Origin of the sequence: Telmatocola sphagniphila (genome assembly GCF_018398935.1) — a bacterium.
Taxonomy (GTDB): Bacteria; Planctomycetota; Planctomycetia; order Gemmatales; family Gemmataceae; genus Telmatocola; species Telmatocola sphagniphila.
The window spans coordinates 3,153,998-3,177,173 of the sequence record NZ_CP074694.1 but is presented as its reverse complement, the minus strand read 5'-3'; the positions used below and the strand labels follow the sequence as shown (position 1 = coordinate 3,177,173).

18 protein-coding genes are annotated in these 23,176 nt (G+C 53.1%); 9 read left to right on the top strand and 9 right to left on the bottom strand.

Annotated elements, in window-relative coordinates; all coding sequences use genetic code 11:
- Positions 1-91: 91 nt before the first annotated feature.
- The 4 genes from KIH39_RS12640 (at position 92) to KIH39_RS12625 (ending at position 6,553) form a co-directional block, all read left to right on the top strand.
- On the top strand, positions 92-1,291 hold the full coding sequence (locus KIH39_RS12640; protein WP_213499984.1) for an NPCBM/NEW2 domain-containing protein: 1,200 nt from the start codon (positions 92-94) through the stop codon (positions 1,289-1,291).
- A gap of 31 nt (positions 1,292-1,322) precedes the next feature.
- On the top strand, positions 1,323-3,164 hold the full coding sequence (locus tag KIH39_RS12635) for a S1C family serine protease (RefSeq protein WP_213499974.1): 1,842 nt from the start codon (positions 1,323-1,325) through the stop codon (positions 3,162-3,164).
- 1 nt (position 3,165) lies between these two features.
- The gene (locus KIH39_RS12630; RefSeq protein ID WP_213499971.1) at positions 3,166-4,242 is read left to right on the top strand and encodes a S1C family serine protease; all 1,077 of its coding nucleotides are present in this window, start codon (positions 3,166-3,168) and stop codon (positions 4,240-4,242) included.
- Positions 4,243-4,324: 82 nt separating this feature from the next.
- Positions 4,325-6,553 (top strand): PDZ domain-containing protein, encoded by a 2,229-nt coding sequence (locus KIH39_RS12625; RefSeq protein ID WP_213499969.1) that lies wholly within the window; start codon positions 4,325-4,327, stop codon positions 6,551-6,553.
- A gap of 95 nt (positions 6,554-6,648) precedes the next feature.
- On the opposite strand, the gene KIH39_RS12620 is transcribed toward KIH39_RS12625, so the two are convergent.
- Positions 6,649-7,014 carry a YegP family protein gene (locus tag KIH39_RS12620; RefSeq protein WP_213499967.1) on the bottom strand — a complete coding sequence of 122 codons (366 nt, stop codon included), beginning with the start codon at positions 7,012-7,014 and terminating at the stop codon, positions 6,649-6,651.
- Between the two features lie 143 nt (positions 7,015-7,157).
- Complete coding sequence (locus tag KIH39_RS12615; protein WP_213499966.1) at positions 7,158-7,796, bottom strand: HNH endonuclease; 639 nt, start codon at positions 7,794-7,796, stop codon at positions 7,158-7,160.
- 318 nt (positions 7,797-8,114) lie between these two features.
- Between KIH39_RS12615 and KIH39_RS12610 the strand changes: the two genes are divergently transcribed.
- From KIH39_RS12610 to KIH39_RS12600, 3 genes are all read left to right on the top strand, one after another.
- Positions 8,115-9,062 carry a metal ABC transporter substrate-binding protein gene (locus KIH39_RS12610; RefSeq protein ID WP_213499964.1) on the top strand — a complete coding sequence of 316 codons (948 nt, stop codon included), beginning with the start codon at positions 8,115-8,117 and terminating at the stop codon, positions 9,060-9,062.
- A complete protein-coding gene (locus KIH39_RS12605) occupies positions 9,059-9,829 on the top strand; it encodes a metal ABC transporter ATP-binding protein (RefSeq protein WP_213499962.1) in 771 nt (256 codons plus the stop codon). Before KIH39_RS12610 ends, KIH39_RS12605 begins: the two co-directional genes overlap by 4 nt.
- Before the next feature lie 97 nt (positions 9,830-9,926).
- A complete protein-coding gene (locus tag KIH39_RS12600) occupies positions 9,927-11,285 on the top strand; it encodes an amidohydrolase (RefSeq protein WP_213499960.1) in 1,359 nt (452 codons plus the stop codon).
- 30 nt (positions 11,286-11,315) lie between these two features.
- Here KIH39_RS12600 and KIH39_RS12595 read toward each other — a convergent pair whose 3' ends face one another.
- Positions 11,316-11,918, bottom strand: a complete 603-nt coding sequence (locus KIH39_RS12595) for a Uma2 family endonuclease (protein WP_213499958.1) — start codon at positions 11,916-11,918, stop codon at positions 11,316-11,318.
- Between the two features lie 40 nt (positions 11,919-11,958).
- Positions 11,959-12,936: a Gfo/Idh/MocA family protein gene (locus tag KIH39_RS12590; RefSeq protein ID WP_213499956.1), complete on the bottom strand. Its 978-nt coding sequence runs from the start codon at positions 12,934-12,936 to the stop codon at positions 11,959-11,961.
- A gap of 334 nt (positions 12,937-13,270) precedes the next feature.
- Between KIH39_RS12590 and KIH39_RS12585 the strand changes: the two genes are divergently transcribed.
- Together KIH39_RS12585 and priA are read left to right on the top strand one after the other, a co-directional pair.
- Entirely contained in the window at positions 13,271-13,855 is a 585-nt protein-coding gene (locus KIH39_RS12585; RefSeq protein ID WP_213499954.1) for a hypothetical protein, read from the top strand.
- Positions 13,856-14,022: 167 nt separating this feature from the next.
- A complete protein-coding gene (gene priA, locus KIH39_RS12580) occupies positions 14,023-16,323 on the top strand; it encodes a replication restart helicase PriA (protein ID WP_213499952.1) in 2,301 nt (766 codons plus the stop codon).
- 9 nt (positions 16,324-16,332) lie between these two features.
- On the opposite strand, the gene KIH39_RS12575 is transcribed toward priA, so the two are convergent.
- The 5 genes from KIH39_RS12575 to KIH39_RS12555 form a co-directional block, all read right to left on the bottom strand.
- Entirely contained in the window at positions 16,333-17,469 is a 1,137-nt protein-coding gene (locus KIH39_RS12575) for a 3-keto-disaccharide hydrolase (RefSeq protein WP_213499950.1), read from the bottom strand.
- A 65-nt stretch (positions 17,470-17,534) separates the two neighbouring features.
- Positions 17,535-18,536, bottom strand: coding sequence for a TolC family protein (locus tag KIH39_RS12570; RefSeq protein ID WP_213499948.1), 1,002 nt, complete (start codon positions 18,534-18,536; stop codon positions 17,535-17,537).
- A gap of 28 nt (positions 18,537-18,564) precedes the next feature.
- Complete coding sequence (locus tag KIH39_RS12565) at positions 18,565-19,074, bottom strand: hypothetical protein (RefSeq protein WP_213499946.1); 510 nt, start codon at positions 19,072-19,074, stop codon at positions 18,565-18,567.
- The gene (locus KIH39_RS12560) at positions 19,061-19,618 is read right to left on the bottom strand and encodes an RNA polymerase sigma factor (RefSeq protein ID WP_213499944.1); all 558 of its coding nucleotides are present in this window, start codon (positions 19,616-19,618) and stop codon (positions 19,061-19,063) included. Before KIH39_RS12560 ends, KIH39_RS12565 begins: the two co-directional genes overlap by 14 nt.
- A gap of 101 nt (positions 19,619-19,719) precedes the next feature.
- Entirely contained in the window at positions 19,720-23,169 is a 3,450-nt protein-coding gene (locus tag KIH39_RS12555) for an efflux RND transporter permease subunit (RefSeq protein WP_213499942.1), read from the bottom strand.
- Positions 23,170-23,176 lie beyond the last annotated feature (7 nt).

Sequence of the window (23,176 nt, the reverse complement as noted above, 5' to 3'; positions counted from 1 at the left end):
ATTTAAGACGAGGCTGCTCGCTGACCTTTAGTAGCGGCAGCCTTTTTTTCATTCCGGTTTTTCTCTCCCCACCCTGTAGAATGGGGCGTCCATGTCACCTAAGATTCGACACTTGGTTCCTTTCCTGCTTTTGTGTTTTTGTCCCACACTGCTGCCCGGTGCCGAGCTGGTTACCACGGCTGGCAAGAAAATCAATTGCGTTCTGGTGGGGATCGGTGATAAAAAAATCGACATGACTGTCGACGGGCGGGCCGATTCCTTGCCCATCACGCAAATACTGCAAGTCGACTTTGCTCCCTTTCGCAAGGAAGCCACCAAGGAAAAGACTTCGATTATCGAATTGCTCGACGGCTCCCAGTTTCGAGTCAAATCGTACAAGATCAAAGGTAAAAAAATCGAATTGGAGTTGTACAACTCCTCAATCACCAAGCCGCTTCAATTGCCACTCTCGCAGGTCTATTATCTCTTCCGGGAACCCGACTCTCTGAAGCTGGCGGCCGATTTCCAGACTCTGGTCCGGAAACGGAGCAAGCGGGATGTGATGGTGGTTCGTAAAGGGGAGAATCTCGACGCCATCGAGGGGACCTTCGGGGAAGCCGATGCCACGGGAGATACCATTCAGTTTGAAATCGCCGGCGGCGTATCCTCGCCGATTCGCATGAGCCGCGTGCTGGGGATAATCTTCAATCAACCCCCTGAGGGCGAGCGGCCGACCACGCTCTGTAAACTGATCGATAAATCGGGAAATCTGTTCGTGCTCAAAGCGATTCAGGTCGCGGGGGATAAACTGACCTGGAGCACGGTGACCGGCGTCGATGTTGCTGGTTATGCTCTTTCCGATGTGGCTCGACTCGATTTCAGTTCGGGTACGCTCCGCTACCTTTCCGATCTCGATCCGGCTAGTGTCGTCGCGACTTCCACAAATGAATTCGTCGAACGATTTCGCAAGGATACCAATCTCGATGGCCGGGAAATATCTCTGCATCGCGAAAAATTCCCCAAAGGACTTACAATTCCTTCTCGAACGATCCTAACTTACGACGTGGAAGGGTTCCGGGAGTTTCGGGCGGTGATCGGCGTCGATGATGAACTGGAAGCCGACAGCGTGGTCAACGTGAAGATCGAGGCCGATGGCAAGCCGATCTTCAGTCAGAAAATCACGAAGAAAGATGAGCCTAAGACGCTGAATCTGGGGATTCAGAACGTCAAAAATTTAAGGCTGACCGTGGAATCGGAACTGCTCGATTTGGGAAATCAGGTCAGCTTGGGTGATGCCCGCGTGATCAAGTAACACAGCAACAATTTCTCCGTTGACGGACATTATGAAGAAATACTCGTTCTGTTTTCTGCTGGCGGCCTTCTGCACCGTCGGGCTATCGAGTTTTCCCTCCCAGGCCGAGTCCCTGAAGGAAGCTGAAGCCAAACGGATTGCCGTGATCAATAAGGTCAAACCGGCCGTGGTCTCTATCTTCGGCCTGCAGGGTTGGGGCGGCGGTTCCGGGGTATTGATTGATCAAGAAGGCTATGCCCTCACCAACGCTCACGTCGTGCAACCGACCGGCCCGGCCATGCGATGCGGACTTTCGGACGGCGTTTTGTATCAGGCCGTGCTGGTAGGGATCGATAAAGTCGGCGATGTGGCCCTCATCAAACTTCTGCCAAAAAAGCCGGGGGACAAGTTCCCGTTCGCGCCTCTGGGCGATAGCGACAAGGTGAAGCCGGGCGACTGGTCTTTAGCCATGGGCAATCCGTTCGTTCTCGCAACCGATTTCAACCCGACTGTTACCTTTGGTCTGATTTCGGGCGTGAATCGTTATCAGCATCCTTCCGGGGGCTTCCTGGAATATACCGATTGCATTCAGACCGACACCTCCATCAATCCCGGCAACTCGGGAGGCCCGCTTTTCAACATGAATGGGGAAGTGGTCGGCATCAACGGCCGAATTATGTTCGCGATGGAAAAACGCGTGCGTATCAACTCCGGGCATGGTTATGCCATCTCGATCAATCAGATAAAAAATTTCCTCGGCCATTTCTATGCCGGGATTGAGACCGATCATGCCACCCTCGGGGCGCGGATCGAGACCACCAGCGATGAGACGGACCTGGATCAGATCACTGTGAAAGAAGTACTGGACGAGTCCGACGCGCATCGCCGCGGTCTAGCCGAGAACGATGTGCTACTGTCTTTTGCCGGCCGACCGGTAACCACGGTGAATCAGTACAAGAATATCCTCGGCATTTTCCCCTCCGAATGGCGCGTACCGATGACTATTCGACGCGGCAACGAAAACAAGGAGATGCTGGTTCGATTGATGGGTTATCAGCCGAAAGTCGTCAACGAGCCCAAGGAAGGAACTCCCCAGCCCAAGGGGCCAATGCCCCAGGGACCAAAGCCTCCCGCGGAAGTTCAGAAACTATTGAAAGAGCGAAAAGGCTATGCCAACTACTACTTCAATGAAGTCTCTCGCGATCGATTGCTGGAGGCTATCAAAGCCCACGGCGATTTCAGTAAGCTCACCGGAAACTGGACCATCAACGGCTTCGCCGATCGGGAAGGCCGGGCCTCCGATTTCAAAGCTTCGGTGAGCGATGTGGTGGATCCCAAAGATAAGCAGGTAAAAACGGTCGTCAAAGCGGCTTTGAACACCGATTACACTCTGGAACCGATCAAACTGGGGCAAACCGATGTCGACCGCATGGAACCGCCGGGCAGCGGTGGGTTGATGATGGCTCTCTATCACTATCGCCGCTTCTTGACTCTCGGGCCGAAGGGATTCGAAGGGGAGAGCTTTACTCACGGCGGGTACGAGCCGTTTTATCTGATGCCGGCCGACGGCAGTAAGCCGAAATCGCTCGCCGATACCAGGCTGCTTTGCGAGGTCATCCGTACCGAACATGCCGATGTACGCGGCAAGTGGTACTTCTATCGGACCCACCTGAATCCCAATCTGCCGCCGGGGAAGATGACCTATCCCGATTATGCCCTGGTGGGTTTTGAAATCTACATTTCAAAGGATTTGGATCCCTGCGAGATCTCCTTGTACGACTACAAAAAGATCGATGGTCGACTGCTGCCGGGAAGAATGGATGTTCGCTTCGGCGACCGGAAATATGCGACCCTTAACAATCTGACTTACACTCTTGCGGAAGCATCGAAATAACATGATCGTGCGCTACATTTTGGCAGTCGCTTTATTCTCTGGCTCGGTTGTTGGGGCGAAAGCTCAGGACTCGTTTTCGACTGCCTTCCAATCAGCCAATCAGAAGATGGTAAAAATCTTCGGCTCGGGTGGTTTTCAAGGGCTGGTGAACTACGGCTCCGGCATCGTTATTTCGCCGGAAGGGCACATTCTGACTATTGCCACGCAATTACTCGACACGGCCGATCTGCGCGTGCACTTGTCGGATGGCCGACGCATGAAAGCCCGGGTCGTCGTGATCGAACCCGAGTTGGATGCGGCCATTATTCAGGTTCAACAGGAAGCGAAATCCTCCTTTAAGCTCGATCTGCCCTTTTACGACATTCCCGCCTCGGCCAAGGCCATGCACGTGAAGCCAGGAGATATGATCTTCAGTCTTAACAACTCCTACCAGGTGGCCATGCGCGACGAACCGATGACGGTGCAGCGGGGCGTGATTGCCGCGATTTCCAAGCTTCAGGCACGCCGGGGGATTTTCGAAGCGCCCTTCCACGGCGAAGTATTTTTCCTCGATGCCATAACCAACAATCCGGGAGCCTCCGGCGGTGCCCTGGTAACCAAGGATGGCCAATTGATCGGTATGGTGGGCAAGGAATTTCGAAACTCTCAGTCGGACACCTGGGCTAACTATGCCATCCCGCTCAATTGCAAACTGGAAGTAAAAATCGACGATAAGCCGCGGACAATTTCTCTGGTGGAGTTCGTCGAACTGGGAATGCAAGGTAAGTGGAAGCCTTCGCCGCCCCGTCAGGAAAGACGCGGGAACGGTGCCTACCACGGCATCATCTTCGTACCGAACGTCGTCGAACAAACCCCTCCCTATATCGAGGGTGTGGAACCCGGCTCACCGGCCGCTAAAGCCGGTCTGAAGCCGGATGACCTGATCGTCTACTTCGAAGGAGAGCCGGTCTATCACATCAAACTCTTCCGGGAGATGATCGCCAAGTCCGAACCGGGCATGAAGATCCGCCTGGAAGTTCGTCGCGGCGAAAAATTGATTCCCATTGAGCTGGAATTGACCACGACGCCTAAGAAGTAATTCCCGATCGGAGCGGTTTGAAGAACCGGCTACGATATACGACCGATTTACTGCTGATATTTTGAATGGATTTGGATACACCATGATTCGCATTCTCACCATTGCCGGTCTTCTGATATCGGCTTTAACCGCCTCGGCCCAACCGCCCAGTCTGGATGCCCAGTACGAAAAAGCCACGTTCGAAGCTGTGAGCAAAGTGGCTCCCTGCGTGGTGCTGATTGAAACCTCGGGTGGGCAAGACGTGATGCTGGCCACCGCAGTCCGCAAGGTTGTCGGACCGACTACGGGTCTGGCCGTGGATCCGGATGGCTACATCATCACCAGTTCGTTCAACTTCACCAACAGGCCGACCGATATTTTCGTGACGGTTCCCGGCAAAGGAAAAGCGGTCGCCAAAGTGGTCGCCCATGACCTTTCCCGGATGTTGACCCTTCTGAAGATCGATCTGAAAGATCTGGCAGTTCCTACTGCTTTTCCAAAGGCGGAAGTTGAAGTGGGACAGACCAGCTTGGCCCTGGGGCGAACGCTGGAGCCGAATGTGAATAAGATGCCGTCGATTGCCAGCGGGATTATCAGTGCCAAAAATCGCATCTGGGGCAAAGCAGTTCAAACCGATGCCAAAGTGTCTCCAAATAATTATGGCGGCCCGCTGGTGGCTCTGGATGGGCGGGTCTACGGCGTACTGGTACCGGCATCTTCCGAAGGGGAGGAGACCGATACGGCCGGGACCGAATGGTACGATTCGGGCATTGGTTTTGCGATTCCCCTGGAAGACGTCATGAAGGTTCTGCCAAAGCTCAAAGCGGGCACGGCCGAGAAACCCGTGAATCTGCGCGGGGGGATCCTGGGCATTCCTGCTCCTCAACCGCCTCAGTATCTCGATGCTCCGACCTTAACGGCGATTTCTCCCAAATCGGCCGCCGAAGCGGCGGGGCTCAAAGCGGGTGATAAAGTGCTGTCGGTTGATGGGAAAACGATCAACACCCTCGCCCAATTTCTGCATACCATCAAGCCACTCTACGAAGGCGATTCCATCTCGATCAAGGTGAAGCGCGGCGACCAAGAAATTGACATCCCCAAGATAGTGCTGCGAGGTGTCCAGACCGATCTCGCGGAAGGATTTTTAGGAATTCTACCGATGCGGGATGACCCGGAACTGGGCGTGGAAATTCGTCTGGTCTTTCCCGATAGCCCGGCGGATAAAGCAGGGCTCAAAGCGGGCGATCGACTCATGAAGCTGGCACCGGAAGGGATTAAAGATCTGTTGCCATTCGCGGGCCGCGATTCACTTTTGACGATTATGAGCCGTTTCGTGGCAGGTACCTCGCTCCAGTTCGAAGTGAAAAAGAAAGACTCGGGTAAAACGGAGAAAATTACCGTTAAGCTGGCCGAGATGAATGATTCGCTGCCGGAGAAATTCCCTCAGGAATCCTCCAAGAAACGCGCTCTCGAACGGCCTAAGCCAATTCCGAAGTCCGCGATGTTCGGACCGGGGAATCCTTTCCGCCCTGGGGATCCCGCGCCGGGTGAAACTCCTCTAAAACCGAAGGAGAAAGATCCTGCCAAACCGAAAGATTCGGATAAGAAGCCGCAGGCAAATTCCAGCGCGGGCAATAATCCGCATCAGGACGACAAGAAGCCCGGCGACGATAAAAAGCCCGAGGAAAAAAAGAAGTATGAAACCGGTTTGATTCAAAAGTCGAATCCCGAACAAGGACACGATTATTGGGTCTACGTTCCGGAGAATTATGATCCGAACATCTCGCATGGGCTAATCGTCTGGTTGCATCCCGCGGGTGTGGACGGTAAGGACGCGAAGGAAATCACCAATATCTGGAAACTGGTCTGCGAAGAGTTCAACTTTATCATGATCGGGCCGATTACCCACAACAAGGATGGCTGGATCCCCAGTGAGACCGATTACATCGTTCAGGACATTCAGAATACCATCAACAGCTACACCATTGATCGGGCCCGCATTGCCACGCATGGCAGCGGAGTTGGCGGCCAGATGGCCTTTTACGTCGCTTTCCGGGAACGAAGCTTAATTCGCGGAGTGGCGGCGGTCGGTGCGGTTCTGGGAACGCAGCCCAAGGATAAAATCCCCAGCCAACGTTTGAGCTTCTTCATAGCGGCCGGCCAGAAGGATCCGTTGCTGAAGGATATTAAGGAAAGCCGGCTGAAACTGGAGAAGAAGAAATTCCCTGTGATCTGGCGCGAAATGGCGGAGATCGGTAAGCAGTATATTTTCGAGGATGATAAGGCGATCCGCGACCTGGTTCGTTGGTTCGACTCGCTGGATCGCCTGTAGGAAAACAAGTGAGATATCGGTTTCGATAAAAAAAGAGGACCTCCGCAGCCATCGGCCGCGGAGGTCCTCTTTGCGTCTATCCGGCAAACTGCAACTTACTTGTCGCTCTTATCGGATTTGTCCGATTTCTTCTTGTCCTTGCGGTCGGTTTTTTCGTCGGCTGGGTCATGCTTGCCTTTGACGACGACTGGCTTGGTGCTGGCCAAGACTTGCTTTAGATCGTCGATGCCTTCGAAGGCTTCTTTTTCAGTCTTGAAGCCGGCGGAGAAACAGAGGAAATCGCCGTCTTCATCGTGAATCACAAATCGGAATTTGCCATCCTTGCCTTCTTTGATTTCAATTTTTCCGGCTTTCTTCTCGGTCTTGGTGTCTTTCTTGGCCTGAGCAATGGCTTCGGTGTTCGGCAAAGAGAAGCCAACCATTCCGGCAGCCAGGCAGACGCAGAGTAACATCTTCTTCATCGCAATGGACCTCTATAAAAAGGGAGGGGTGATTGAGCTCATGGCAACAGAGACTTGTCCCTGAATTCTACTATAAGTTGTCCGACACCGGTTCGCAAACCCGGAATTCAAAAAGCCTCTGGATTTACCAGAGGCTTTGCGGATTATTTGAGTTCTACGCTCCAGTAGGCGTTATCGAGGAACGACTGCCAGGAGCGGTACTTTCTCTGGTTCATCTTGATGCTCAGGAGCGGACTGCGCTTCGGTTTTTCCGGTTTGCGGATCAGTGTCATATTGGCCTGCTTGGGAGTCCGACCTCCCTTTTTTACGTTGCAGGCCACGCAGGCGCAAACGATATTATCCCAGGTGGTTTTACCGCCCTGACTGCGGGGAATGACGTGGTCGAGGCTCAACTCGCTCAGCACGAATTTCTTGCCGCAGTACTGACACTGATTGTGGTCGCGAGCAAACAGGTTCCGGCGGTTGAACTTCACCGTCTGCTTGGGAACGCGATCGTATCCCAAAAGGCGGATGACCCGCGGAGCCTGAATTTCCATCGAGGCCGTACGCACCCAATCGTCTTCTTCCTCGCGGAAATGAGCCGCTCGGAATTCGCTGACTTCGCGCCAGGTACTGAAGTCGTAGGTGGTGTAGGAACCGTCTTCGAGGGTAACGACTTCCGCCAGATCTTTGCAGAGTAGACAGAAAGCTCGGCGGACCGAAATAACATGCACAGCCATGAACATCTTGTTCAGAACCAGCACGCTCGATTCAAGAGCAGTTGACTGTGAAACAGCACTCATAGGCAGCGGGCCTCTCCTTATAGGGGAAACGCAAATCGTTGCTTTATCGATGCTCACCAGCCGAACGAGGTTCGATCTGCGGGTATCATAACAGGCTGAAAATGGAGTTTCCAACAAATTATACGTGAAGAGTCACCCCCGCTTCGAATTGCGAATATTCCAGATTAATTACCGCTTAATTTGTTGAGATTTCTTCACGAATGACTTTAGCTTCCGTCTGCGACGCTCGGCCGCTACCCGAATAGGGAAATACACCCTTTTATCCCGAACCCAAAACGTGTATACTTCGTATTACAAAGTATTATAAGAGGAATTTCCGTGCTGAAATACTTTCTATTTCTGAGCAGTCTGGGGTTAATCGGCCTGAGCGGTTGTTCCTCTGCGGATTCGGGCTGGAAGGAACAGAGAGGCCTCAAGGTTCTGGCTGGATTCCCCCCGCTGGCTTGCCTGGCCGAGAATATCGTCGGCGATGCGGGAGAAGTACTTTCGATCACTACTACCGCCGGGGTGCATTCCGAGGGTGATCCCAATTCGCGTGAGATTCGGCTGGCCCGGGAAGCCGACGTGATTTTTATCAACGGTCTGGGATTGCAGGAAAGCTACGTTCGCAAATTGAGGGCACCCGCGGCCAATCCTAAATGGAAAGTCGTGGAACTCGGGAAACTTATCGACAAAAAATGGCTGCTCGAAGGGGAGTGCCATCACGAACACGCCGCCGGAGAAGAACACGAGCATCCAACCGATCCGCACCTCTGGTTGAGCCCGACCCGTGCCGAGATTTATGCCCGAGAAATTTGTAACGTTCTGAAAGAACTGAATCCGGAAAAGGCGTCCGTTTTTGAAGCGAATTGCACAAATTATGTTCAAAAGCTAACGGAACTGAAGGCTTTCGGACTGAATTTGCTCAACGACAAGAAAGAACGGAAATTCGTTTCCTTTCACGATTCGCTGCAGTACTTCGCGAAGGATTTTCAACTTCAAATTGCGGGGGTCATTGAACTGGAACCGGGTGTTGAACCTGGAGCCAAGCAGATGAGCGAACTGCTCGATTTGTGCATTAAGGAGAATATTCGAGTGATTGCCGTCGAACCGCAGTTCACCGCCAAGAACGCGGCCACAACCATCCGGGAAGAACTCAAAAAGAAGGGGATTGAGGCCGAGTTCGTCGAGATTGATACCCTCGAGACGGCTGAGAAAGTTACACCCGAACTCTATATCCATGTCATGCGACAAAATCTGGAAAACCTGGCCAAAGCTCTGAAATGATAGATTCTCTAGTAACCATAGACCGGTTGAGCGTCTCGCGAGGAGGTAAGCGGATCCTGGAGAATGTGTCCGCGCACATTCAACGCGGAAAAGTTACCGCTCTGATAGGCCTGAACGGCTGCGGCAAATCGACTTTGCTGCGTGCGATCGTTCGCGAGTACGAATACACGGGAAACATTCAATTCAACTGTGGGCACGATCATTCCCGGCATCGTCAGGAATTAGTTGGCTACGTGCCGCAAAAGCTGTTGAGCGATGGCCGTATACCCCTGACGGTTCGGGAATTGTTTGCCGTTTGCCTGCAAAAGCGACCTCTATTCTTCGGGGTTCAAAAGCAAACAATCGATAAAGCGATGGTTCTGCTGAACCGGGTGGGAGCCCGCCAGTTGCTGGATCGGCCGGTGGCCGCACTGTCCGGCGGGGAAATGCAGCGCGTACTGCTTTCGCTCGCGCTCGATCCGCAACCCGAATTGCTGCTGCTCGACGAACCGGCAGCTGGGATCGACTTCGTCGACATGAAGCCCTTCTATCAATTGATCAAGAAGATCAACGAAGAGCGAAAAATCTCCGTATTGCTGGTATCTCACGATATCCCCACGGTATCGGAATTCGCCGATCACGTGCTGTGCATGAAGAAGGGCAAAATCGTTCGGGAGGGGCCGCCGTCAGAAGTACTGCACAGCGACGAACTCTCTAAAATCTTCGCCCCGGATGGCAGCCAGATCGACTGCGGCGATCCCCTGCATACTGGTTGCGTCCATTTTTAATTGCCACAAGGCTCATTGCCGAGGTGGAAGCGCCTCCTCGCCCGGCAAATCATAAAATCGATAGGAAGTTGCCAATTTCCTTCATCGAGACTGCTCCATGAACCGCTGCTTGTTTGCTCTTTCGGCTTTTCTATTTACCGTCGGCGTCCTTGCTGCCCAATCACCCAATCAACTCGCGACGCCCGCACTAGATGTCAAACAGGCGATCAACCAGATCGAACCACTTCTGGAGAAGGAGTTCAGCTCTCTCAAGGAACTCTACATAGATCTTCACAAGAACCCCGAGCTTTCGCTGCAGGAAGTTCGCACTTCCGCCAAGATGGCCAGGGAACTCCGCTCACTCGGTTTCGAGGTGACAGAGAAGGTGGGTCAGACCGGTGTCGTGGGTGTATTGAAGAATGGGACTGGGCCAACGCTGCTGATCCGTACCGATATGGATGCACTCCCCGTGATCGAGAAGACTGGCTTGCCTTACGCCAGCAAGGTGCAAGTGCGGGACAAAACCGACCGAGTAGTCGGCGTCATGCACGCCTGTGGCCACGATATGCACATGACCTGCTGGACGGGTACTGCACGCACCCTGGTCGCGTTGAAGGATAAGTGGCAGGGGACTCTGGTGTTGATCGCCCAACCAGCCGAGGAAATCGGTATGGGAGCCCGCATCATGCTGGAGGATGGGCTGTATAAGAAATTCCCAAAACCCGATTACTGCCTGGCTCTACACGTGAACGCTCAGACCGAAGTGGGAACGATTCAGTTTTCGGACGGCCTGGCCATGGCCAATGTGGATACCATGGAGATTACGATTTACGGGAAAGGCGGGCATGGGGCCGCCCCGCATACCACGGTCGATCCAATCGTGCTAGCCGCCCGCGTCATCCTAGATTTGCAAACGATTGTCAGCCGGGAGACCGATCCACTCGATCCCGCGGTTGTGACGGTCGGCTCCATACATGGAGGCACCAAAAGCAACATTATCCCCAATGAAGTGAAACTGCAACTGACGATTCGCTCGACCAAGGATTCGACGCGAAAAAATATTCTGGATTCCATCGAACGAATCACCAAGGCGGCGGCGATAGGCGCCCGGGCTCCCGAACCGAAGATCGACCTGATTCCGACAGAATTCACCCCGGCTTTAATCAATGATTCCAAGTTGACGCAAAAGACAGTAAAACTTTTTGGAGAAGCGTTTGGCGAAAGCAAAATTCAGACTCGACTGCCCGTGATGGGCGGCGAGGATTTCTCGCGTTACGGACAAAAGGGAGAGATTCCCATCTTCATGTTCTTCCTGGGCACGATTGATAAGGATCGATTCGCCGACTCAAAGAAAGCCGGAGGGAAACCACTCCCTTCCACGCATAACGACGGTTATTTCCCGACGCCGGATCTCAGCATTCGTACGGGAGTTAAGGCGCTGACGCTGGCAGCCTTGAACCTGATTGGGAAGAAATAGGAATGGTTGGCTCACCCTTAGAAGCGAAGCTCAAGTAGTCTGCCCTTGAGCCTCGTCCTGCTGGGTGAAATCCACCCCCACGTAAATTTCCTTCAGAGGGATTTTCACTTTGAGGCTTTCCAGTTCCAGAGCCTCCTGTTCGCCCTTGTAAAAAGTGATGTTCCAGCTGCCGTCGACCTGGCGAACGAAACGCTCGCAAAGAGTCTCGTGCTGTGAAACGAGAATATACTCCTGCAATGAATCCAAGGATCGGTAGTGATCGAATTTCTTTCCACGATCATACTTTTCGGTGGATTCGGATAGAACTTCAAATATGACCTTCGGATTCAGAAGGGTATCGAGTTCATTGTCCAGGTACTGAGCCGGTTGGCGAAGAACTAACACGTCTGGATAAGTGTAAATCCCGGTACTTGTGACGCGGACTCGCACATCGCTTGTGACAGCCCGGCAAGGTCCGCCCCGTAAAGCCAAATTCAGCCCCATGCAAAGATTATCTTTGATAATGGCATGCCTGACACTCGTCCCTGCCATGGCGAACATTTCGCCATTGAAGAACTCGCTTTTGAAAGGGGCGGCTCGTTCGATGGCCAAGTATTCGGCTTCGGTGAGACGTTTCTTGGGGATAGCTGACATAGATATTCCTCTTCCGCCATTTTAACGAGCAGAAGCCAGATTACAAACTCACAACCGAGTTAGTGGCGATCGATTTTTCGCAAGCCTCGATCATCTTCTGTGCGGTAATCGCATCCGCCATCGTGGAGAGCGGCTGCCGTCCGAGCCGGATGCAATCATCGAGGAAGTATTTTACCTCGTTCATGATCGAGCCCTGATAGGCCGAGTAAGTTTGGGAGTGAACCAGACCCGGCTTGATTTCCACATGATCTCGATAGCTGTAGCGGGTACTTCCGGCGGTGCCAATCACTTTGACCATCACCGTCCAGGGATCCGCCGCATGGTCATCCGCCGCGAAACTGGCACAGAAATGGGCCAAAGCTCCATTTTCCATTTCCATTTGCACCATGGCGATGTCTTCTTCGGTATAGGTCTTGTAGTGCAAAGTCTGTTTCATCGCACAGAGCTTTTTCGGCTTACCCACCAGATAGAGCAGGATGTAGGAGTGGTGGGTGAGAATCTGCCGGACCACGCCGGGGTACCGGGAGGCCACCTCTTCCGGATGATGGATGTTGTACATCACGTAGGCGGAACAAATTTTCCCGAGATCGCCATTGGCCGCCAACTCCCGAGTGCGCATCATGCTCTGTTCGTAGATGTAATTGTGGCCCGGCATACAGACCAACTTTTTCGCATCGGCCAGACTCTTCATCTCTTCGATCTCGGCAACCGACACGCCGACCGGTTTCTCAACCAGAACATGCTTGCCGTGATTGAGGGCCAACTTTGTATACTCCAGGTGCGATTCCAGATTGGTCAGCACGAAAATCGCATTGATCGAAGGATCGGCACAAAGTGCTTCGGGGGTCGCATAATTTTTGCAGCCGAATTCCTGGGCGCGTTGGTGGGCGCGCTCTTGGGAGCGGTTCCACAAACCAACCAACTTGGCCCCCGGAACCTTGCTTACCGCTCTAGCATGGAGAATCGAAATATCCCCGGCGCCTATGAAGCCAACATTCAATCCACCATTTCCGGCCATGTCTGCCACCTTTCCAGCAATGCGATTTTGGGAGAGTCATTCTCATCTAATGTACAAGCTGCCGCTTGCGGGACAGCCGGTGTTTACCACCGGAGTGTCGCAAGATAAAGAGAAACTGAATATTGCTGTGCGGAAAGTAATCTGCCGGTAGGTGGTCAGCGGTTTATGCCAGCTTTGAGCGGGATAAACTCACTTCCTGAGAATTATTTTGAGGGATTTTAGCAAGATAAGGCTGGTTTGAGCGTAGCATAACTAGAGCGATTTGCAGCGAGCCGGAAGGGGTAATCCGCTTGCTGAAATTTCCCCCCTTTGATTCCTCAATTTGAGATTGATCATGAAAAAAATCATCATCGTACTCTCCACCTGTTTGATTTTGCTGTCCATTACCGGCACCGCTTCCGCACAAAGAGGCGGCGGCGGGCGGGGTGGATTCTCCGGCGGCGGCGGATACCGAGGCGGTTACTACGGCGGTGGCGGTTACCGTGGCGGCTACTACGGTGGCGGCTACTACGGTGGGATTGGCATCGGTATTGGCTTCGCCGGTCCGTATTACGGGTACGGATACTATCCAGGATACTATGTCTCGCCGGGCGTTACGTACGTGGAACAGCCGCCGGTGACGATCATCCAGCAATCGGAATTGGTCCAACCTCCCGTCGTGATCACCCCGAATGCTCCGCAGACCCAATATGTCCCAATTCCGAATCCGCCAATCCCCCAGCCCGATGGGACGACTCCCGCCCCCAGTAGTTCGCAAAAGCCCGCACCGATCATGCAAGTGGCACCTGCGACGGCTCCGGCACCAGGCAACCAACCCGCCACGGGGCTGACCGCGGAACAGGATGCTTCGCCCACCATCATCCCCGGCTACGATCTCTATTTTTCCAATGGCCGGTATTACCACGTGAAGAAACAGTAAGCCTTTAAAACAAAAATAGTGGCTGAGAATGGCTCTCCATTCTCAGTCGCACTGTTGCAAAATACTTTCCCTATCCTTCATTTTTTGCTGAAATCTCAGACGCTAATTCTCCTGCAAGCGTCCTACCGACATCGTCCCGCTTCGAGCCATAAGATAAAATTGAGTCTATGAGCTCGGAATTAATGGAACCGCCAACCCAACCTCATTACCTGGCCGATCGCCAATCCACCGATCCCCCTTTACTGGCGGAAATCGTGTTGGACCGGCCCATGAACCAGCCCTACACCTACATCGTCCCTGAAGCACTGGCCTCGGCAATCGAAGTCGGCAAGCGAGTGGAAGTGCCGTTTGGTCGCGGCGATAAGCGGGAAACTGGTTACGTCATTCGCGTGCTGCGCGATCATCCAATTCGCGAAGTGAAGAGCATCGAACGGGTAGTCGACAATGAAGCCCTTTTGACCGAATCTCTTCTGAAAATTACCCGCTGGATGGCCGATTACTATGTCTGCGGCTGGGGGCAGGTTTTGCAAGCCGTCTTACCGGCCGGGGTCCGTTCGCAGGCGGGGATCAAGAAGAATGTTCACGTGGAATCGATTCCAGAAAGTGAACTGCCGAATCCGCTACCCGAACTGACGAAAAAGCAGCGAAATATTGTCGATTTGCTCCGTTCAGAGTGCCGGGACTACGAGATTAAGGAATTTGCCCGGATCGCCTCCTGCGGCGTGCCGATGCTGCAAAACCTCATCAAGCTCGGTATGATCCACCGGACGCTGAAAGAGGCGGAGAAAGTCGATTATGACTTTGGCGAGGAGGCAGTGGCGCCCAAGGCGATCGTGATGAATCCGGACCAGGAAAAAGTCTGGGCTCGCATTCGCGAAAATCTGACGGCAGGCGGTTTCAAGGCCATGCTGCTGCATGGTGTCACCGGTTCGGGTAAAACGGAAATCTATTTGCAGGCGATTCAGCACGTTCTCGATTCGGGTAAGGAAGTCATCGTTCTCGTTCCGGAAATTTCGCTGACTCCTCAAACCATCCAGCGATTTCGGGGGCGGTGCGGTAACGTGGCAGTGATGCACAGCCATCTCACCGATTCGGAAAGAGGAGCTCATTGGCGGAAGATTGCCGGAGGTGGCGTACAGGTAGTCGTTGGAGCTCGCAGTGCCGTTTTCGCTCCGACGCGGCAACTCGGCATGATCATTATTGACGAGGAACATGAAAGTAGCTTCAAGCAGGAATCGACCCCGCGCTATCATGCCCGCGATGTGGCCGTGATGCGGGCGAAACTGGAAAATGTCCCGATTCTGTTAGGCTCGGCCACACCCGCCCTCGAATCTTGGAACAACGCCCAGCGAGGAAATTACGAGTTATTATCGCTGCCAAATCGCGTGATGGATCTGCCGATGCCGAAGGTGAAGATCATCGACCTGCGGCACGAACCCAAATCGAAAGGGAAACATTTCGCCATCAGCCCGACCCTGGAAGAGGCGATGCGAAAAGCGCTGACCGCCGGTGGGCAGGTCATGCTATTTCTCAATCGCCGGGGCTTCAGCACACATATCCATTGTCCCGGTTGCGGTTATGTGGCCAACTGTCAGCATTGCGATCTCGCTTTGACTTTTCATCAGCAACGTTCCACTTTGCTCTGCCATTATTGTGGTTACGAACAGGCTCCGTTAAACGAATGTCCCTCCTGTAAGCAACCGTCGGTCCGCTATCAGGGTCTGGGGACGGAGAAACTCCAAGCGGAGATAGAGGAGAAGTTCCCTAGTAAAGTCGTGCAGCGCATGGATAGCGATACGATGACCCGGCCTGGTAGCCATCAGGTGGTTCTGGATGCATTCCGGGAAGGGGGAATTCACATACTCATCGGCACGCAGATGATTGCCAAGGGACTGGATTTCCCGAATGTGACGCTGGTCGGTGTTATCAATGCCGATGCCAGCTTGCACCTGCCCGACTTCCGGGCGGCGGAAAGAACCTTCCAATTGCTGGCCCAGGTAGCAGGCAGATCGGGGCGGGGGGACAAAGGAGGTTCCGTGCTAATTCAAACTTACACGCCCGAGCATCCGAGCATTCGATTAGCGACCCAGCACGATTTCATTCAGTTTGCGTCGCTGGAATTAAAACATCGCCTGGAACATTCCTATCCGCCGTATTTTCGACTGGCGAGAATCGTGATCAGAAGTTTGAAGCAGGACTCGGCGGAGAAGCATGCGACGCAATTGTCACTGGCTTTTAAAAGAGTTCTGGAAAATCCGCAGGTTCGGCAACCCGGTTCGAAGTTTAGAATCCTCGGCCCGGCGGAAGCACCGATCTTCAAGTTGAACGATCAGTACCGCTATCATTTTCAAATTCAATCGGACAGTTCCCAGTACCTCCATCAGGTTCTTCATCACGCGCTGGCCCTGGTAAAGCCGACGAGCGGGGTCGAAGTGCAAATCGACATCGACCCGCAATCGATGCTGTAGAGGGAAGGACTACTTCAACTCGCGGAAATAGAGGTTGGCGAAGTTCAGATTCACAGAGGAACTAGCCATCAGCCCGATGCTTCGAGTCGAGGGAAGTGATCCTTCGGGAATTTCTTGAGACATCGTTTTTCCACCTCGATTATCCATTACTGAATAGCGATTCCCCATCATGGTAAGGGTATAGCGAGTCCACCCCGGGTAGCTCGGTGCTGTAATTTTGCGGAACTCCTTCTCATTACCGATTTTGATCTCCATGGGTTTAGTTGCGTCCGCTTTCTCGGGCAACCGCCGGTCGAAAATGACTTCGAAATCTTTAGCTGAAACTTCCGACCAGAGATCTTCGGCTTCCGGATTGGCTAAGGCCAGAATTTGCCAGTCATCGACTTTCCAATGGGAGGTGTTGGGTTTGGCCTTCCATCCCCGGAGATCGACCCCGGTATAGAGAGGTTTCCAGTCTTTGGCTTCCGGGGCGGTACGATCTTTCGGAGCATCGGTCGGGGGAAGCTCCTTGATCTTGATGTTGCGGAAGTCGATGGCTCCGCCTTCGCTTTCCAGTCCCAGGTAACCTTTGCAGTAATTGCATTCATCACCCCCGGAGACTTGCTTGCCATTCACTTCAAGTCGCAGCGTCCCTTTATTGCCGGTAACGCGGTAGTGGTTCCATTCGGGAGACGATTTGCTGCGTTCTTCGATTGGAAAGCAGCGCTGGCCGTTGCCTTTATAGATGGGCTTCATGGAAGCGCCATGAATCGGGAAGATGTCCCCATGGGTGGTGTACCACTCGTTTTTGCCTTTGACGTTATAGCCATTGTCGAGAACCTGCACTTCGATGCCGCGCAGGAAGGGAACGCCCGGAGCGCCCAGTGGGGTGGCCCAGATGAAGACGCCGGAATTGCCGCCTACTTCCAAGTGCCTCCATTCGAGTTCCAGGACGAAGTTCTCGTACATCTTCGGAGTCCGGAGTGCTCCGATAGGCTTGCCGGTGCAGTGAATCATGCCGTCCTTAACCGTGAAGGTCTCCGGGGCACAGTTCACGTTGACCCAGTTGGAGAGGTCCTTGCCGTTGAAGAGCGGAACGAAGTCTTTGTCTTCGGCCTGCAGCAGAGAGGGGGAGAAAAATGCCATGAGTAACAGCAAACGCTTCATCAGAAAAACTCCTGGGTGAGAGTTGAAGCGTAAGGCAAGTGTGGGCGAATAGCAAAGGAAAAGGGTTACTTCTTGGGGGACGAATCTTTCAAATGCTTGTACTGTTTCCATGCTTTGGTAGCCAAGATGGTATCCGTTGAAAATTTTTCTTGGGTCGGCATAAGGAACAAGCCGTATTCTCGTATTACGAAAACATGATTGTTTTCCATCGAATCCTCAACCCATTCCAGCCAAGCAGCGAGGGTTATGACGCCTTTGGGAGGAACTAAAGATGTGCTTAAAAAATTCGGTGCACTACGCAATTTGATTTGTTCTTTGATGGCGACAGGAAAATTATCCCAAAGTTCAGCAAGAGTGCGTTCCCCTTTCTCGGGATTCATATCTTGCACAGGCGTTGAAAAAAGCCCCAGGATTTTTAACTGATTTTCAGAAAGCTCACTCTTAATACTCTTGGTTTCGATTTCAGCCAAAGCACTTTGAATAGGTTGTCCTTTGGAATCCATCGCAATATTGGTTTGGCGTCCATTAAGTGGTGAATTCATGGAATTCCCCTGCAGATTAGTCGAGAGATAATTGATAATAAGATTCTCACGAACACTCTCCCCAACGAGGTTGCCCATTGTCTGTTTGTCGGCCACTAACGCATCTAGAGTTGCCTGGGCTCCCCGCAAAGCTTCTTGAGCAATCACAACTTGCGCTTTACACTTCGCAATTTCAATATCCTTTGCAGGAGTAGGTTGCTTCATCACGCCTGAGAGTTCAGCTTCATAGTACTCTAACTGCTTCTTGGCTGTCAAAACTTTGAAATAAGCAGCGCTCACATCTGATATAATAGTCTGCTTTACTTTCTGAAGATCGGCTGCGGCCGAAAGCAGTTTCACTTCTGCAACAGTAATGTCCGCATTATTTCGTAACCCACGAGAGAGATAATCTTCCAATGAATCCTTAGATGGTTTGGGGGCCTCATTCTTTTTCGCCGGTTCCTGAGGCGGGTTTTCCGCCACTAATGGCATCGTAAGACCAAGACTTACAAAAAATGACAAAACCCGAAGTCGATTCAATTTCATTTTTTTCTCCCTGTTTAGTGATGGATTTTCAATAGGTTGCGTGGGCCGTTTTCAATGACGCGAGCAGCCATGTATCAGCCGAACTGGGTGTTAAATCATCTTTAGTTGCATTCACGAGGTAACACTTGTAACAACGAATGGCTTGCTCATACTGATTCCGGGCGAAGTATTTGTCGGCGGCTTGTCGATAGAAGGATCGGCTTTCTTGCGTCTCTAAAGAAAGCTCGGCCTCCATTTCTATTTCCTGAGGTGTTTTTTCCTTGGGCGCTTGCACCGCCACGGATTCCACTGGCACTTCCTTCATCGGAACATAAACGATTTCTTTCTGAATGATCGGCCGCGGTGCTTCACGCACCAAGCGGTAGGTGCCCAAACCAGCCAAATAAGTCACCAGAAGTAAACACGCACCGCCTAACTGTCGAAACTTTCTGCGCGTTCGAATCTTTTTCGAAGTCGCATGAAAAAGTTCCGTGCGAAGCTTATCCGGTAAGCCCTTTGAGGTTGGCCCCAGCAAAAACTCCTCTTCATTTGGAAGCATGATCCACCTTCCGTTCAAAGGCCTCTCGAAACGCCTCCCGGGCTCGAGTTAGCAAGGATTCAATCGCCTTGGGCGTTTCTCCCCAGTCGCTGGCAATCTGCTCCACAGTTAGTTGCTCCAGATATTTCTGCTTCAGCACTCGCTCATTCCGCTCGGACAATTCGGATAACGCCAGGGCGATTCGCTCACCGTCATTCTCGACGGGGCTGTCCTCCCGTGCTTCATCGATCAAAGGAGAACGCCGTTTAACATCTTTCAGCCATTTGCGAAGCTGGTTCCGCAGTAGATTTCCCGCGATACCCGAAAGCCATCTCGCAAACTGAGCCTGCTGCTGATCGAACTCGCGGATTTTGCGAACGGCGATCAGCCAGGTCTCCTGAACGATTTCCTCGGCCCAGTCGCGGCGCTGGCCACAGCGCCAGAGGATATATCGTTCCAGCAGGACGAACGAATCATCGTAAAGGACTTTCCAGGCGGCTTCGTCGCCGCGCAGCACGGCTTGACGCAGAAAGGCTTCGCGTTGGATTTGCGACGGATCGCGCATGCGGCCTCTCTGAGGGAAGAAATCCGATATGCAGATATATTGTCGCGGGAAGTCGCGATCCTTCGAAAAAATTCGAAGGATCGAAAAAGAAATGTGGGAATCTATCGATCGCGAAGGCGTTGCATCAACACATAGAAGACAGGGGTAAAGAAGATCCCGAAAATGGTCACGCCGATCATCCCGGAAAAGACGGCCGTTCCCAACGCCCGACGCATTTCGGCCCCCGCCCCTTCTGCAATCACTAATGGCACCACGCCGAGAATGAAGGCGAACGAAGTCATCAAAATCGGTCTCAGTCGTAATTTGGCCGCTTGAAGAGCGGCTTCCCAGCGCGGCTTGCCTTCTTCTCGTTTCTGCTTGGCGAATTCGACGATCAGAATCGCATTCTTGCTGGCCAGACCGACCAGAACTACCAAGCCGATCTGAGTGAAGATGTTCAAATCGAGCCGGGCGATACCCAGACCGATAACGGCCGAGAACAGACACATCGGGACAATTAAAACGACCGACAGCGGAAGCAGAAAACTCTCGTAAATATAGGCCATCACCAGAAAGGCGAGCAGGGTGCTCAATCCGAAAACGATGACAGTCGAATCCCCCTGGAAGGTGAAGACGCCGGGAATTTGAACTTTGGTATTGGCGGCCTGGACCTGCTGGTAAGCCATGTCGGTCCATTCGTAGGTCATGTTCGGCGGCAGATCGCGTTTGGCGATTTGTTCCATGCGATCCAAGGCCTGCCCGGTGGTAATTATCGTCGGGATAGTAAACCCACTCAAGTCGGCGGCCGGGTACATGTTGTAACGGTTCACCTTACTGGGTCCCTGTATTCGCTCAACTTTCACCAAGGCGGCCAACGGCACCATGTCGCCTTTGGAATTGCGAACTTTGAGCTTGTAGATATCTTCTTCCTGGTCGCGGAAGCTCGAATCGGCCTGCACGTTGACCTGCCAGTTGCGGTTTAGCAGTGTGATATCGTTGACGTACGCCGAGCCGAGGTAGACCTGCAGAGCGTCCTTAACATCCTTGTCCGAGACGCCGAGCTTGAAGGCCCGGTCGGCATCAATCTTCACATTCAGCTGTGGCGAACTGGCGCGGAACGTACTAAAGGCCGAGGGGATACCCGGCTCTTTCATGGCGGCGAAAGCCAGATTCCAAGTCATTCCCTCCAGTACGCCCAAGCCATAGTTCTGGCGGTCCTGGATCTGCATCTTGAAACCACCCGCATTACCGAGGCCCATGATCGGAGGAGCTCCGAACGCGGTGGCCGAGCCTTCCTCGATCTGGGAGAGTTTCTTATTCAACTCGTTCATGATCGCATCCGCATGCAGACCCTTGCGATCTTCGAACGGATCGAGAGTGATATAGGCGCCGCCGGTGTTTGAAATATTGGCAGTGGCGAAAATCGAGAAACCGGCCAGCCCGATGACGTTTTGAATGCCCTTGATGCCCTGGCTTCGATCGCGCGTGCCATCGGGAAGTGCAGGACCGAGGCAGATATCGTTCAATTTCTCGATAACTCGGCGCGAACGCTCCACACTGGCCCCGTCCGGCAATTGAATATTCACTACCAGATAGCCTTGATCCTGCTGAGGGATGAATCCGGCCGGCACTCGCGAAAAACCGCGAATAGTCATGCCGATCAGGCCGACATAAACAACCATCATGATCAGCGACAGGCGAATCATCCTGTTGACGGACCAGCCGTAACCTTCAATAGTCTTGTCGAAACCCCAATTGAAGTAGAGAAAGAACCACGAGAGGAGCCAGTTCACCGCCTGGGTCGAGAAGTAACCGGGAATCATCGCGATCAGGAAGACAACGATTTCCTTGGTGAAATGCGACCATGTCTTTGGTAATAGTCCGCCCAGTACATCCCCAAAAAAGTGAGCGGCTATTAATCCAACGATCAGCGACACCCCGAATGCGGGAAGTGCATCCATTCGGCGAGCAGGGGTAGTAGCCGCGTGAGATTCTTCGGATTCTGCGGGCGGATGACCATGCGGCTTCAGCAACAAGGGGCAAAGAGCCGGGCTCAGCGTCAAAGAGTTAAAAGCGGACAAAAGCGTCGAAACGGCGACGACGACGGCAAATTGCTTGAAGAACAAACCGGTAATGCCCGGGATCAAAAGCGATGGAACGAAGACGGCGACTAATACGAGTGAGACCCCAATAATAGCGCCGGATACTTCCTGCATGGCGAGTTGGGTCGCGGCGAGAGGTGTCATGCCCCGGGCCATGTGAAATTCGACCGCTTCCACGACAACGATGGCATCATCGACCACAATACCAATGGCGAGTACCATGCCAAACAGCGTCAGGTTATTAATGCTGTAACCGAGGACGTACATGGCGGCCAAGGTTCCTATCAAGGCCACCGGCACGGCCAGCATCGGGATCACCGCAGCCCGCCAATTCTGCAGGAAAACCATGACCACGATGGCGACTAGAACCAAGGCTTCGATGAGCGTCTTGACCACCTCAGCCACCGAGGCCTCCACGGCGACGGTGGGATCGAAAACGATGGCGTACTTAATGCCTTCGGGGAAATTCGCCTCCAGCTTTTTCATCGTATTACGCACGAGTTGAGCCGTTTCGAATGCATTAGCTCCCGGAAGCTGATAAATGGGCAAGCCGACAGCAGGTTGTCCATCCAGGAAAGATTCCGAATCGTAGCTACGAGCGCCCAGTTCAATACCCTTCACAGAGAGTCCATCCACAACTTTCGTGTCGCGGACCACACTCTTCAGCCGAACCAGTTTTTCCCCCGAGCGATAGACCACAATGTTTTCGAATTCCTCGGCATTCAGAAGGCGGCCCTGTGTATTCACAACCAGTTGAAAATTCTGACCGGCCGGGGCCGGAGGGGCGCCAATCTGACCGGCGGCCACCGTCAGATTTTGTTCCGAGATCGCTCGAGTGACATCGCCAACCGCGAGACTGTAATCGGCCATCTTGTTGGGATCGAGCCAGATTCGCATCGAATATTCGCGTTCCCCGAACATGGAGACATCCCCGACGCCGTTGAGTCGCGCGAGTTCATCTTTCACCTGAAGGCGGGCGAAATTACTCACCTCGAGTTGGTCCTTGACGAACTGTCCGGTTTTGGGATCGCGATCAGAGAAGATATTCACCACCAGCAGGATGGCGGTGGATTGCTTTTTGGTAACCACACCGATGTTGCGAACCACATCGGGTACTTTGGGGAGAGCAATGGCTACCCGGTTCTGAACGAGAACCTGGGCCATATCGGGATTAGTGCCGACTTTGAATGTACAGGTCAACCGCATCGCCCCGTCGTTGGTGCACTGCGATTCCATGTAGAGCATGCCTTCGACACCGTTGATCTGTTCTTCGATCGGTGCGGCCACTTCCAGAGAGACTTTTTGAGCGTTTTGTCCGGGATAGGCGGCCGTGATCACGACTTGTGGCGGCACCACATCGGGATATTGTGAGATGGGCAAGGCGGTGAGGGCCAAGACGCCGACGAGAACCGTCATCAGGGCGAGAACAATGGCCGCCACGGGACGAACTATGAAAAACTGTGCAAACATGCTGGGT